The organism is Desulfovibrio sp. GTC20076, from assembly GCF_055385905.1.
In genome coordinates, this window is record NZ_AP039366.1 from 3,167,598 (window position 1) to 3,181,468 (window position 13,871).

Annotated in this window: 12 protein-coding genes; 5 read left to right on the top strand and 7 right to left on the bottom strand. The window is 59.3% G+C overall.

The window, feature by feature from the left end; genetic code table 11:
• Positions 1 to 5: 5 nt before the first annotated feature.
• The 3 genes from ACZ495_RS13810 (at position 6) to ldhH (ending at position 4,169) form a co-directional block, all read left to right on the top strand.
• Positions 6 to 1,301 carry a (Fe-S)-binding protein gene (locus tag ACZ495_RS13810; RefSeq protein ID WP_012625613.1) on the top strand — a complete coding sequence of 432 codons (1,296 nt, stop codon included), beginning with the start codon at positions 6 to 8 and terminating at the stop codon, positions 1,299 to 1,301.
• Between the two features lie 81 nt (positions 1,302 to 1,382).
• Positions 1,383 to 2,015, top strand: a complete 633-nt coding sequence (locus ACZ495_RS13815; RefSeq protein ID WP_012625612.1) for a LutC/YkgG family protein — start codon at positions 1,383 to 1,385, stop codon at positions 2,013 to 2,015.
• Between the two features lie 3 nt (positions 2,016 to 2,018).
• Positions 2,019 to 4,169 carry an L-lactate dehydrogenase (quinone) large subunit LdhH gene (ldhH, locus tag ACZ495_RS13820; protein WP_072311058.1) on the top strand — a complete coding sequence of 717 codons (2,151 nt, stop codon included), beginning with the start codon at positions 2,019 to 2,021 and terminating at the stop codon, positions 4,167 to 4,169.
• A gap of 316 nt (positions 4,170 to 4,485) precedes the next feature.
• Here the strand turns inward: ldhH and ACZ495_RS13825 are convergent, their stop codons facing one another.
• The 3 genes from ACZ495_RS13825 to ACZ495_RS13835 all read right to left on the bottom strand — a co-directional run bounded on the left by ACZ495_RS13825 (position 4,486) and on the right by ACZ495_RS13835 (position 7,064).
• Entirely contained in the window at positions 4,486 to 4,890 is a 405-nt protein-coding gene (locus tag ACZ495_RS13825) for a hypothetical protein (protein ID WP_012625610.1), read from the bottom strand.
• Positions 4,891 to 5,061: 171 nt separating this feature from the next.
• On the bottom strand, positions 5,062 to 5,634 hold the full coding sequence (locus tag ACZ495_RS13830; RefSeq protein ID WP_041725005.1) for a hypothetical protein: 573 nt from the start codon (positions 5,632 to 5,634) through the stop codon (positions 5,062 to 5,064).
• A 299-nt stretch (positions 5,635 to 5,933) separates the two neighbouring features.
• Positions 5,934 to 7,064 (bottom strand): alpha/beta hydrolase family protein, encoded by a 1,131-nt coding sequence (locus tag ACZ495_RS13835; RefSeq protein WP_464262427.1) that lies wholly within the window; start codon positions 7,062 to 7,064, stop codon positions 5,934 to 5,936.
• Positions 7,065 to 7,153: 89 nt separating this feature from the next.
• Between ACZ495_RS13835 and ACZ495_RS13840 the strand changes: the two genes are divergently transcribed.
• On the top strand, positions 7,154 to 7,822 hold the full coding sequence (locus tag ACZ495_RS13840; protein ID WP_464262428.1) for a DedA family protein: 669 nt from the start codon (positions 7,154 to 7,156) through the stop codon (positions 7,820 to 7,822).
• An 84-nt stretch (positions 7,823 to 7,906) separates the two neighbouring features.
• Here the strand turns inward: ACZ495_RS13840 and ACZ495_RS13845 are convergent, their stop codons facing one another.
• The 4 genes from ACZ495_RS13845 to ACZ495_RS13860 form a co-directional block, all read right to left on the bottom strand.
• Complete coding sequence (locus ACZ495_RS13845; RefSeq protein WP_464262429.1) at positions 7,907 to 9,412, bottom strand: ATP-binding cassette domain-containing protein; 1,506 nt, start codon at positions 9,410 to 9,412, stop codon at positions 7,907 to 7,909.
• 98 nt (positions 9,413 to 9,510) lie between these two features.
• On the bottom strand, positions 9,511 to 10,338 hold the full coding sequence (locus ACZ495_RS13850; RefSeq protein WP_464262430.1) for a histidinol-phosphatase: 828 nt from the start codon (positions 10,336 to 10,338) through the stop codon (positions 9,511 to 9,513).
• Between the two features lie 246 nt (positions 10,339 to 10,584).
• The gene (gene gltA, locus ACZ495_RS13855) at positions 10,585 to 12,006 is read right to left on the bottom strand and encodes an NADPH-dependent glutamate synthase (protein ID WP_012625604.1); all 1,422 of its coding nucleotides are present in this window, start codon (positions 12,004 to 12,006) and stop codon (positions 10,585 to 10,587) included.
• Positions 11,996 to 12,841, bottom strand: a complete 846-nt coding sequence (locus tag ACZ495_RS13860; RefSeq protein WP_296984388.1) for a sulfide/dihydroorotate dehydrogenase-like FAD/NAD-binding protein — start codon at positions 12,839 to 12,841, stop codon at positions 11,996 to 11,998. The genes gltA and ACZ495_RS13860 overlap by 11 nt, the downstream gene beginning before the upstream one ends.
• A gap of 421 nt (positions 12,842 to 13,262) precedes the next feature.
• Here ACZ495_RS13860 and ACZ495_RS13865 point away from each other — a divergent pair, with 421 nt between their 5' ends.
• A complete protein-coding gene (locus ACZ495_RS13865; RefSeq protein ID WP_012625602.1) occupies positions 13,263 to 13,541 on the top strand; it encodes a hypothetical protein in 279 nt (92 codons plus the stop codon).
• Positions 13,542 to 13,871: the final 330 nt, after the last annotated feature.

Sequence of the window (13,871 nt, forward strand, 5' to 3'; positions counted from 1 at the left end):
CTTACATGAGTAATCTGCACGAACTGGCCCAGCGCCTTATGGCGCTGGACGACAAAGTCACGGCCTGCATGAAATGCGGCATGTGCCAGGCCGTGTGCCCCATGTTCGGCGCTTCCGGTATGGAGGCCGACGTGGCGCGCGGCAAGCTGGCGCTTATCGACAATCTGGCCCATGAAATGATCCAGGACCCCGAAGCCGTGGCCGACAAGCTGGGCCGCTGCCTTCTGTGCGGCTCCTGCCAGGCGTCCTGCCCGCCCGGCGTCCAGATTATGGACGTGTTTATGGAAGCGCGGGAAATCGTCAACGCCTATCTGGGTCTGCATCCGGTCAAAAAAATGATCTTCCGCGCAGTGCTGCCGCAGCCCGGCGTGTTTAACCTCGCCATGCGCATGGGTGCTCCTGTTCAGGGGCTGATCTTCCGCAGCACGGGTTCGGCTCAGGGTACGGTGTGCGCGCCCATGCTGAACTTCATGCTGGGCGACCGCCATATGCGCCCCCTGGCCAAAAAGCCCCTGCACGCTCGCTACGGCGCGCTTGACGAACGCCGCCCGGCCGGCGGCATCAAGGTGGCCTTTTATCCGGGCTGCATGGGCGACAAGATGTATACTGATATGGCTGAAGCCTGCCTCAAGGTGCTGCGCCATCACAACGTGGCGGTCTTTATGCCCAAGGGCCTGACCTGCTGCGGCATTCCTGCCCTGTCCTCCGGCGATGCCGAGGGCATGGTCAAACAGATGAAGGTCAACCTGCGCGCCCTCGACGGTGCGGATTTTGACTACATTCTCAGCCCCTGCGGTTCCTGTACTTCTACTGTCAAGGAACTGTGGCCCCGCTACGCCGGGCGCCTTGGCGCCGCGGAACTGCGCAAGGCCGAGCAGCTTGCTGCCAAGGCTATGGACATCAACGCCTTTCTTGTGGATGTGCTCAAGGTGCAACCTGCCGAAGCTCCGGCGGGCAACGCCACGACCGTGACCTATCACGACTCCTGCCATCTCAAAAAATCGCTGGGTGTTGTGGGCCAGCCCCGTGCTGTCATGGCGGCCAACCCCGCCTACAAGGTGGTGGAAATGGCCGAAGCTGACCGTTGCTGCGGCTGCGGCGGCTCGTTCAACCTCTTCCACTATGACTATTCGCGCAAGATCGGCCAGCGCAAGCGCGACAATGTGGTGTCCTCCGGGGCCGAGATTGTTGCCGCAGGCTGCCCTGCCTGCATGATGCAGCTTGAAGACGTGCTCTCGCACAACAAGGACCGTGTGCGCGTCAAACATACCGTTGAAATATACGCTGAAAGCCTGAAATAAGAACGGCCGCTCCGGCGGGAAATTTCCCGCCGGAGCGGCGCGGCATGGCCGCGTAATCATGATGACCGAAAGGAGAATCCTATGCCCCCTGTGAACCAGGAACTGGTCGAAGCCTTCGCCGCCAAGGCCGCGGCGGTCAGCGCAGTGGTGCAGGAAGTGCCCACCATGGCCGCGGCCCTGCAATATGTTGTGGACGTGTGCGCCAGCAAGGCTCCTGCTGAAATTCTGGCTGATGAGCCTGGCACCGCGCAAGGCCCCTTGAGCCCCAACAACGTGCCTACCCGGGTGCAGCGTGTTATCGCAGCCCCTGAACTCAACGATGCGGACTTCGCCACCCTGGCCGCCGCCTGCGACGAAAAGGGTTTTCTCTGCATTCGCGAAGGGCTGCGCAACTATCTTGCCGGTATCGATGTGGGGCTTTCCACAGGTATTGTCGGTGTGGCGGCCAGCGCCACCTGCATGCTGGATACCGACAAGGAAGACGTGCGCCTGGCGGGCATGATTTCTGAAGTGTCCATGATTCTTTTGCGCAAGTCCGACATTTATCCCGATCTGCCGTCCATTGCCCAGTTTTTGCGTGAGCGCATGAACTCGGCCCCGGCCACCTACACCACTCTGGTGACGGGTCCCAGCCGCACGGCTGATATCGAACGTGTGGCTGCCGTGGGCGTACATGGCCCGCTGGAACTCCACATCATTCTTCTGGAGGACTAACCCATGCATGACGCCCTTAAAAGCAGCTCCGGTTACCACAAGGAACTGGACGAAGCCCTGAACGACGAATTTTTGCGTCGCACCCTCGACACCTTTGCCGTGGCCTATCGCGCCAACCGCGAAGCCGTGTTCAAAGAAGTGGACGAACGCGCCCTCATTGCCCAGGTGGCCGATGCCAAGGACTACGCCTGTCAGCATATGGAAGAACTGTACACCCAGTTCAAGGCCGAAGCTGAAAAGCGTGGTGTGCATGTGCACCGCGCCGCTACGGCTGCCGAAGCCAACGAGATCATTTCGCGCATTGCCAGGGAAAACAACGTCAAGCGCGTAGTGAAGTCCAAGTCGATGACGGCTGAAGAAATCGAGCTTAATCCTGCCCTTGAGGCCCAGGGCCTCATTGTGGATGAAACCGACCTTGGCGAATGGATCATCCAGTTGCGGCACGAAGGCCCTTCCCACATGGTCATGCCCGCCATCCATCTTTCACGCTATCAGGTGGCCGATGACTTCACCAAGGCCACCGGCGTAAAGCAGGATTCGGACGTGCAGCACCTGGTCAAGGTGGCCCGTGTGCAGCTGCGCCGCAAGTTCATTGCCGCGGATATGGGCATCAGCGGCTGTAACTTCGCCGTGGCCGAAAACGGCTCGGTGTCCACCGTGACCAACGAGGGCAACGCCCGCATGGTCACCACACTGCCGCGCGTGCATGTGGCCATTGCCGGTCTGGACAAGCTCGTTGCCAAGCTGGACGACGCCCTTACGGCCCTGCTGGTGCTGCCCCGCAACGCCACTGCCCAGCGCATCACCTCCTACGTCACCTGGATGTGCGGCGCGGGTCCCTGCGCGGCCAATGCGGACGATAAAAAGATCATGCATGTGGTCTTTCTGGACAACGGGCGTACCGAGATTGCCAAGGATCCGCTGTTCAAGCAGATCTTCCGCTGCGTGCGCTGCGGCGCCTGCGCCAACGTCTGCCCCGTGTACCGCCTGGTGGGCGGCCACAAGATGGGCTACATCTACATTGGCGCCATTGGCCTTATTCTTACCTACTTCTTCCACGGTAAAGACCGCGCGCGCATTCTGAGCCAGAACTGCATGGGATGCGAATCCTGCGCCAATGTGTGCGCCGGCGGCATCGAGCTGCCGCGCCTCATCCGCGAAATCCGCGCGCGTCTCAATGAAGAGCAGGGCGCTCCCATTGAAGCCAACCTGCTGTCGGCCGTCATGAAGAACCGCAAGCTCTTCCACCGGCTGCTCAAGTTCGCCAGCTTTGCCCAGAAGCCCTTTACCCGCGGAACGCAGTTCCAGCGTCACCTGCCCTCAATATTTATGGGCAAGCACAACTTCAAGGCGCTGCCCGCCATCGCCAACAAGTCCTTCCGTGACCGCTGGCCCGAAATTGCGCCCAGGGTGCAGAATCCCACCATGCGTGTGGCCATCTTCAGCGGCTGCGCCCAGGACTTCATCTACCCCGAGCAGCTGGAAGCCTGCGTGAAAATTCTTGCCGCCAAAAATGTGGCGGTGGAATTCCCCATGGACCAGTCCTGCTGCGGCCTGCCCCTGGAAATGATGGGACAGCGCAAAACCTCCATTGATGTGGCCAAGCAGAACATCGCGGCTTTCCGCGGCGGCAACTATGACTACATCATCACGCTCTGCGCAAGCTGCGCCGGCCACCTCAAACATCATTATCCGCAGATCCTGGACAAGGATTACGCAGTGGTGGAAGGTCAGGCCTTTGCGGCCAAGGTCATTGATTTCAGCTCTTTTGTGCATGACGTGCTGGGCCTCAAGCCCGAAGACTTCCACAAGTCCGGGCAGAAGGTCACCTATCATGCTTCGTGCCACCTCTGTCGTGGCCTGGGCGTGAAAAAGGCCCCCCGTGAGCTTATCGCTGACGCGGCGGAATACGTACCCTGCGAGGAAGAAGAAGTCTGCTGCGGCTTTGGCGGCAGCTACTCCGTGAAGTTCCCCGAAATATCGGCGCAGCTTCTGGAAAAGAAAATCAACAATATGAAGGCCACCGGAGCCGACCGCCTGGTGGTGGACTGCCCCGGCTGCGTCATGCAGCTGCGCGGCGGCGCTGAAAAGCAGGGGCTGAAGATCAAGGTCGACCACATTTCGGAATTGCTGGCCGACAATCTGAAAAAATAAGCCCTTCCGATAAACAGGTAAAAACAAAAACGCCGCTTGCTGATCCAAGCGGCGTTTTTGTTTTGGTGTGATGCCGGTCGGCTGGCGGCTCAAAAAACTGTCGGATTCCGGCGGTGAAACGTATGGAGAGGTCCCGCAAGGGGGAAGGGCTGCCGGCGCCGGGGAACGGGAAATATCCGTAAAAGAGCCGCACGAAGATATACTGGGGTCTGCGGGCTGTCCGCAGCTTTGGGCCGTTCAATGCCTGCCGGGCAATGGGAAAATCACGTACTGGATATGTTTTTGCCCGTCAGCAGTCGGTCCGGGGTTACACTTGTTAATGGGTCGCCTGCAGGGGGATGCGCCACCAGTACCAGAAACTGACGATGGTGGGGTCTTGGGGTTGCCATTCTCCGCAGGTTTCAAAGAAATGAAGCACCTTGCGTTCAATGCCGTCAAGCGGAACCCCGTTGGCGGCCATCTGGCGCAGGCGGAAAAAAATTGCCAGACACTCAAAAAGGCTCAGGCAGTCTTCTTCCAGGCAGATGTTGGTTTGAAGTTGCAGAACAAATTCCTGGTAAAAGGGATTATCCTCGCCTACGCAGGCGTCAAAGGCCGGGCTGTTTTCCAGAAGGTGCTTCAGACCCTGTGAAAAAAGCTTTTGCGCAGGTCGGGACGAGGCTTGCGATATACTGGCTGTATACAATCTTTCCATTGCCTTGTGATGACTGGAAAGTGGCATAGTCGGCTCCTCTGGCTGGTTATTCTGGATTATTTTAGCATAATTTCTATAGATTATAAATTATTCTATAAGGGTAGGTATTCTGCTCCATAGTTCCCGCGACGGAAGGGATAGAAATAAAAAAAGAATGGCTACAAAGCCGGCAAGGGTTCGTGGGGCGCGTGATTGCCGTCAGCGTACAGGACGGCGGGGCTGCAGGTATTGGGGCTGAAAAAACAGCCGGTACTGCTTGGCGGGAGAAAGGTGGGGCGGCCTGCTGACCTCCCCCTCAATGGATAAAGGCTTGTCCGACAGGCCAAAGGGCTGCAATTGCCCCGGGGCCATGTCCATGTGGGATAGTCTTTCTCCTGTAACATTAAGGACGGGCATACTGCTGTTGGGGTTGCCTGCCATAAGTACGCTGGATTTGCCTGAGGGCAGCACGCCGCCGCTGGTTCCGTTATGTGCTGTGGCGTTGAGCAGGCTTGGTACGGGCAGGTCCGTACGCCGCAGCATATCAAGAAAGTCGTTGCCCGTGCGGCCCACAAAGGTCACCAGTGATGAACCGTCGCCATAGACCAGCAGGCTGACAGGCATGGTGCCGCCATGTATGCCCATAAATGCCGATCTGGCCCCGGCAGGCATGACAACCCAGGCGTTTTCAACCTCGGCCGTGTCTTTGGGAGCTGGCGTCGGCTGTGCGGCATACGGGGTGGACCCGATCGCGAGCGCGAGGCACAGAATACAAAGGGGCAGTAGCTTCATGCCGTCCATATTTCCATTGCTCTGAAAAAGCTGCGATGCAGCGCAAACAAGGCCGTTTCGTGCAAAAACTTGCATTACGGCAATGTTTGCCTGTCTGCCGGCGGCAGCATTGCAAAACATTGCCGGGTGGTTTTACACATGCCGTAACATCCAGTGTGGCCAGACAGTCAAGCTGATGATTTTACCATTCGTGAATGCGTGACGCCAAAACGAGCACACTTTAAAGAGCTTTAGTAAGGGGCGGCACAATTGTCAAGGATATGGGCCGTATGAACATCGCTTGTCGCGAAAAAAGCGTATTACTGCGACCGTTTGCGTTTTACCGGTTGTGCTGGCGCCGGGGCGCTTTCCTGTTTGGGCGGCAAGGGCGGGCTAAGGTCCGGCGGGGCGGGAATGCGGGGCAGGTTTTTACCACTGCCAAGATAGTGCAGAAAAAAGTCGCTCAATGCGGCGAACATGCTTTTGTGTACGGCTTCCCTGTCTTTTTCGTTCACTGAGTGGCAGAGTTCCGGCAGCTCTTCGGCCAGGGCGGGAGGGCAGGGGGCCATGAGCGCGCCGGCATCGGCCTTGTCCAGAACCAGCCAGCGGGCTTTTTTGCCTGTGCATTCATAAATCTTGCGGGCATGCAGAGCGGTTTTGTTCAGGCTGTCGCCTGAAGCGGCCACAAGCAGCAGGGGCGGGTAAAACCAGCGGAATGAATCCCGCCCGAAGAGCATGCCGAAACCGGGAGCCACTGCCGCCACTGCCTTGATGCGCGTATCGGCAGGGCTTTTTGTCAGGGGCAGGCTGCGGCAGAGTCCGTCCATGCGGTTCTGCGCCCAGATATTGCAATACATGTCGTGCCTGCCTGCCTGCGCGCAGTAGTCTTTCCAGCCTTCGCAGCCGGGGAGTGCGCCGCCCAGAAGAAGCGCTGCCGTGCCGCCTGCGCCAAAGCCCAGAACGCCGATGCGCTCATGGTCGATGGTAGGCTCGGCTTCCACATCGTTCAGCAAAAAGGTGATAAGGCCCGAAAGCTCCCGTACCCTGCTTTCCAGTTGTCCCCAGGTCAGGAGCAGATCCATGTTGTCCATATTGTCGCCGGGATGCGTGGGAGCCGCCACTACAAAGCCGCAGGCTGCCAGCCATGCGGCAGTGTCGTGATAGGAAAAGCGCGATCCCGCCGTATCGTGTGAGAGCAGAATGAGCGGAAAGCGTCCTTCCACGGGCTTGCCCCCACGGGCGGCTGAAATTTCCCAGGGGCCGTACTGGATGTCGCGCGGGGGGCGCACCGAAGGATACCAGAGGTTCACGTCCAGCCGCAGGCCGTTTTCGGCATCCCATTGCCCAAGTGTGCGAAAACCCACCTGATAAAAGTCGGCTCGGGCGTTGGAAAAGGAGAGCAGCAAAATGCCGAGGCAGAGGGGCAGCAGTACGGAAAATTTCTGTCGCATGCCTGTGTTGTGCCACAAGCGGGCTTGGGGTACAAGGGCGTTCGGGCGGGTTCATGCCGCCACGATACGGGCCGGGAGCATATGAACGTATGGATATGGTAAGTTATTTTATTGACTTTGTGCTGCACATTGATGTGCATCTTTTTGAACTGGTTGAACAGTATGGCCTTTGGATTTACGCCATACTGTTTATTATTGTTTTTTGCGAAACAGGGCTTGTGGTCACGCCGTTTTTACCCGGTGATTCCCTGCTGTTTGCTGCAGGCGTGGTGGCCGGAACGGGCCTTATGGGCTATGCTGAAGTGATGCTGGTGCTGCTGGCGGCGGGCATTCTGGGGGATGCCGTCAACTACTGCATTGGCCGCCATGTAGGCCCGGCCATCTTTTCGCGGGACAGTCGCTTCATCAAGAAAGAACATCTGCTCAAGGCCCACCATTTTTACGAACGCCACGGCGGCAAGGCCATTGTGCTGGCGCGTTTTGTACCTATTGTGCGCACTTTTGCGCCTTTTGTGGCGGGCATCGCCCTCATGCATCCCCGTACGTTTTTTTTCTTTAACGTGACCGGGTGCATCCTGTGGGTGGGCAGTCTCGTTTCCGCAGGGTTTTTTCTGGGCAACCTTGAGTGGGTGCGCCAGAATTTCAGCATTATCGTTTATGGTATTGTTATTGTATCCGTGCTGCCTGTGGTTATCGAAGTGCTGCGCTCCCGTCTGGGCAAGGGGGAAGGCAGCTCCGGCGAAGGCGGCGGGGAATAAGCATTTCGAGAGTTTTTTACGTGCCGTTTATACAGAAAATCCCGCCATAAGCGGGATTTTCTGTTTCTGGAACCGGCTGCGGTTTTACATGACAACGCGCAACTGTCCGTCTTCCATATGTGCCTCGCGGTTGATGCACAGGGGGGCATCCTCACCGTGATGGGAAACAAAAACCATGTGCAGGCCACGGGCCGCCAGCAGGTCAAGCAGGCCGAGATAGCGGGCGCGGCTTGCGGCGTCCAGCCCCGAGCACGGTTCGTCCAGCAGCAGGATGTCCGGCTCGCCCACCAAGGCGCGCGCCAGAAAGAGGCGGCGCAACTGCCCTGTGGACAGGCGGCGGATGGACAGATGGCCGATATCCGCCACACCTTGCGGGCTTTCTTCGGGAAACATTTCTTCCATGCGGCGCAGGGCCTCGGCTTTTTCCACAGCGCTGAACTTGCGGTACACGCCTATGCTGTTGTCAAAGCCCGTGCAGACCATATCATGGGCCGTGAGGGAATAGCCGTACAGCGCCTGGGAAAGGTCGGAAACAAGCCGTATGCCCTTGCGTACTTCGGCAAGGGTGTGTACTGCCCCGCCCTGCCGGGGCAGCCAGCGTTCCAGCCTGCCATCGGCAGCGGCGAATTCGTCTCCGGCCAGCAGGCGCAGCAGGGTGGACTTGCCCGAGCCGTTGGCTCCGCTGATACGCCAGTGTTCGCCCTGATGCATGCTCCAGTCGATATGGCGCAGCACTTCCTGCCTGTCGATGAACACCGTGACATTTTCCAGGTCCAGCAGGGGGGGGACCGGTCCGTCCTTGCCCGCTGGTCCCTGAAGCTTCTGCCCTGTCGCCGCGACGACGGGGTTTTCCACTCCGTTGGCCGTAGCGGCCTCCGGCTGCCCCGGCGGCGCTGTATGCAGGCGCCCCCGGCGTATGTAGCGCCGTTCCGCACACCAGTCGGGAATCTGGCCGGGACGGTGGGCCGTCATGACGATGGTGCTGCGCAGCGCGCATTCTTCGAGTACGTCAAAAAAAATCTGGCGGTGGCGGGCGTCCAGTCCATCGGCGCACTCGTCCAGCAGCAGCAGGGAGGGCGCACGCAGCAGCGCCCGGCCCAGAAGCAGCAGGCGCAATTGCCCCTGGGAAAGGGTGGGCATGGTCCTGTCGAGTAGGCCTTCGGCCTCAAGGCGGGCAGCCATGTGTACGGCGGCGTCCTTGCGGGCCTGGGCCTGGCTGCCGCCGTCACTGTACACCAGGGGGGTGTCTTCAAAGCCTGTGAGCAGGATGTCGAGTCCGGTAAGGTCCCACGCCTGGCGCTGATAGTTTTCCTGTTGCGCCGGTGATACCAGGGCTGTCATGGACCGCCCGGCCAGAGGGGATTCTTCGCGCCCGTCAGGCGTATGCCACCAGATATGCCCTTCGGCGGGCCACAGTTCGCCGCGCAGCAGGCGCAGCAGGGTGGACTTGCCCGAACCGTTGGCCCCCAGCAGAGCGCAGTGGCGGCCGCGTTCAATCTGCCAGTCTATGTGATGCAGTACAAAGCGCCGGCTGGCTTCACCGGGCAGAAAAAGGCTCAGATTTTCAATGGTCACAAGCGGTTCTGACATAGATATTCCTGCTGCCGTCTTTATTCTGCATATGCCGGGCGCGCCGCGGCCTGCATACCCTGATGCGGCAAGGCTGCGCGTTCGTGATCCGGCAGACGTTAAAAGGGGTGGACGCTGCGCCGCCCACGGTCGAAAACCGTGTACTCCCTGAAACCGAAGGCGCTGGCGTAAGAGGCAAGACGGGCGAAGCCGTAGCCTACGTCATCGGTAACGTGAGCGTCCGAGGCGAAGCTTATGGGCAGCTCCATTTCCGCAGCCATGACCATGATGGGTGGCGCGGGATAGATTTCGCGGCATGCCTTGCGTATACCGGCGGATGAGATTTCCATACTCATTCCAGACTTGCGCAGGGCGATCAGCCCCCGGCGTACAAGTTCCCGGCTTTGCGGCTTGTGCAGCCAGATGTGAAACTGCTCTACGGAAAAAATCTTGATAAGGTCCGGGTGCGCCGCGATATTGAACAGCCCCGAGGCCAGCATGGCCTCCCAGGCTTCAAAATAGTGCGTATACTGTACTTCGCACTCTTCCTGCGACATGGCCCTCCACGGGTCGGCGCCGTCGTCAAAACCCCAGCGCCCGATAAAATGCACGCTGCCGAGCAGGTAATCAAAATCGTAGGCTGTGCTGGAGGCACGGGTAAAGTCTGTCTGCCCTTCCAGCCAGTCCATCTCCATGCCGAAAAGCACCCGGCAGGGGCCGTCCGCATTGGCCGCCTTGAGGGCCAGCACCTCGCTGGCGTAGTCCGGCAGGTGGCGGGTGAGCCTGTCGCGGTATTCGTGCGTGTAGTCAAAGCCCACCGGCCGGGGAGAATGTTCGGTAAAGCCGATAAGTTCAATGCCCCTGGCCTGTGCAGCCGCGTGCATTTCAGCCGGGCTGTTGCCGCCGTGCGAGTATTTGGTATGGGTGTGCAGGTCTGCAAGGATCATGACGGGTATTCCTGAGTGCTCCGGGATGGTTCCGGCCCCATTGGCGGGGAGGGTTGTTATTATGACCAGTATGACCCTGAAAGTCCCGGCTGGCAAGATGTGACGGCCTGTGCCGCCGGGCTGCGCCGGCATGCCGTCCGGAAAAAACCGGGGGAGAAAGCCTTTTCCTGTCTTGCCGCAACCCGGAGGCGCGCGCAGACAGTGGAAGCTTTCTCCCCCGCGGATGTTTGAGCGCAGTGTCTCGGGCTACTTCAGCAGGCGCCTTACGATTTCCTGTCCGGCCTTGCGCCCCGCGCCCATGGCAAGGATGACGGTGGCCGCGCCGGTAACGATGTCGCCGCCGGCAAAGACGTTGGGTATGGATGTTTCGCCTGTTTCTTCATTGGCCTCGATATAGCCCCACTTGTTCAGCTTGAGCTTGGGTGTGGCTTCCAGAAGTATGGGATTGGAGCGTGTGCCCAGAGCCACAATGGCGAGGTCGGTGGGCAGGTCGTACACTTCGCCTTCAATGGCAACGGGGCGGCGGCGGCCGGAGGCGTCTGGTTCGCCCAGTTCCATTTTTTGCAGGGTAACGGAGGTGAGGCGCATTTCGCTGTCGCCGTTAAAGCACACCGGCGCGGAAAGCATGGCAAACTGTACGCCCTCTTCTTCGGCATGTTCTATTTCTTCAAGGCGGGCGGGCATTTCGTCCCTGGTGCGGCGGTAGACAATGTGCACGCTTTCCGCGCCCATGCGCAGGGCTGTGCGCGCCGCGTCCATAGCTACGTTGCCCGCGCCGAACACGGTGACGTTTTTACCGGGAAAGGCCGGGGTGTCCTGACCGGGAAAGTCGTAGGCCCGGCCGAGGTTTACGCGGGTAAGATACTCATTGGCCGAGAATACGCCCACAAGATTTTCTCCCGGCACGCCCAGGAATACGGGCAGGCCAGCACCCACGCCGATAAAGACGGCATGATGGCTTTCAAGCAGTTCGTCCACGTCCACGGTACGGCCGCCAACGGCGTTCAGGTGAAAGTCCACACCAGACTGGCGCAGGCCGTCAATTTCTGTGGCGACCACGTTCTTGGGCAGACGGAACGCCGGAATGCCATAGATGAGCACCCCACCGGCCTCGTGCAGGGCTTCGTATACGTCTACCTTGATGCCTGCGGCGGCGCAGACGCCCGCACAGGTGAGGGATGAGGGGCCGGAGCCGATGCAGGCCACCTTGAGGTCGCCTCTGGGCAGGGCGCAGGCGTTGGTTCCGGTAACCTGCTCGCAGGCTGTGGTCGCTATATAGGTGTCGGCCACAAAGCGCTCAAGGCGGCCGATAGCTACAGGCTGGCCCTTGGCCTTGAGGACGCACTTGCCTTCGCACTGATGTTCCTGCGGGCAAACGCGGCCGCACACGGCGGGCAGGCTGTTGGTGCTCTTGATGATGCGGTAGGCCGCATCCATATTGCCCAGGGCCACTTCACGGATAAAGTCGCGGATGGGCACTTCCACAGGGCAGCCGCTGACGCAGAAGGGCTTTTTGCACTGCAGGCAGCGCCGGGCTTCTTCAATGGCCATTTCCTTGGTGTAGCCCAGGGCCACTTCATCGAAGTTGGCGCGGCGCACCTCGGCGGGCTGGCAGGGCATGTCCACCCTGGGAGCGATGGGTTTCTTTTTTTGGGTTTTAGTTTCCATGAGCAATCCTCAGCTGATAATCGTCGATGGAGACCTTTTCCTGTTCGCGGTAGGCAGCCAGGCGGCGGCGCAGTTCGGGAAAGTCCACTTCATGCCCGTCAAATTCGGGGCCGTCCACACAGGCAAACTTGGTTTTGCCGCCCACGCTGACGCGGCAGGCGCCGCACATGCCGATGCCGTCAACCATGATGGGGTTGAGGCTGACAGTGGTTTTTACGCCAAAAGAGCGCGTGGTTTCGGCCACGGCGGCCATCATCGGCACAGGGCCGACTGCCACCACTTCAAAGACGCTCTTGTCTTTTTCAAGCCTGTCACGCAGAAGGTCGGTTACAAGGCCCTTGTGACCGTAACTGCCGTCATCGGTAGAGATGAGCAGCTCGTCCACAAAAAGTTTCAGTTCTTTTTCAAAAAGCAGCAGGTCCTTGCTGCGTGCGCCGATGATGCCCACCACCCTGTTGCCGGCACGCGCATGCCCCTTGGCAATGTGGTGCATGGCGGCAATGCCCGTGCCGCCGCCTACACAGATGACAGTGCCTTTTTTTTCAATGTGGGTGGGGTGGCCCAGTGGGCCGCAGACATCAAGAATGGAGTCGCCGGTATCAAGTTCTTCGAGAATGGCAGTGCTTTTGCCCATGACCAGATACACGATGGTAATGGTGCCTTTTTCGGCATCGGTATCTGCAATGGTCAGGGGAATGCGTTCGCCCGTGGGGGTCATCCGCAGCATGACAAAGTGGCCGGGCCGGGCCTTGCGGGCAATTTGCGGCGCATCAAGCACCATCTTGCTGGTTTTGCCCGGGATCAGGCTTTCCTTGTGCAGTATGGGTGTTGGCATAGACTCTCCTCTTCTGGCTTGGTGCGCTATGGTATCTGCGAATACGCGCCCATGCAAGCGCGGGGCGCGTATAAATGGCCCCCGGACCAGCCCCGGGCGAGGCAGTCGCTGACGCGGTACGGCGCGGGGTGGAGCGGCGGCAGGGCGGCTTGTCTTGAACCCGCTTTACCGGTCTGCAGGAAAACGTGTTTTGATGTACTGGTGTACTTGTGCAAACGCAATATATTTATGCTGTTACCACGTATGTTGACGTTTCGGGCGTTCGTGCTGCTTTTTCCCGGTCAGAAACTCTAAAGGTTTTTGCCGCGCATTCCGATAGGGTTGGTGATGAGTGGGGAAGGGGAGACCGTGTACAGACACAAAAAGGCGAACCAGCCCCCCGGATGCAGGGAAGCAGTGATCCATTCAGGGAGGAATGGTCATGTCGCAACGCATCACTGACACATTCCTGTCGGAAGCCGGACCGCCGGAAAGGCTCGCGCCTGAAGAGCACGACCTTGCCGTGATACAGCGGTACCTTGCCGTACTGGAAGAAAACAAGAAGGCCAGCCGCGCGGCCATCACCGACGCGGATATGGCTATGGACATGGCGGGCTTTGTGCGGCGTCAGCTGCGCAACCCTTTGCAAAGGCACGCCATATCGCCCGCGCTGCTGGCTTTGGCCCTAGTGCAGCGCGTGCCGGACGCGCCTCAACAATAATCGGCGTTGGCCCAGCGGGAAACGCCGTGGACCATTAGAGCACGTAACGCTTGAAATGGTTGCTTGACGGCGAATCAGATTCACCTTGCAATCATTTTGCGGCGCGGATTTTTTAAATCCACGCAGGGCATTCCAGCTTTTTCAAAGTTGAACTGCTCTAGAGCGCAGAAAGCCTGAAACAGCCGCCTGAGGGCAGGCAGGGCTTGCCCGGGGCTGTTTCGCCGTGCGGATTACCCAAAAAACGCACGGGTCAGATAAAACAGGTTCCATGCTGATTTGCTCTAACCACGCATACCGGACAGGCGGCACAATGCCACACTGTCTTTGTAA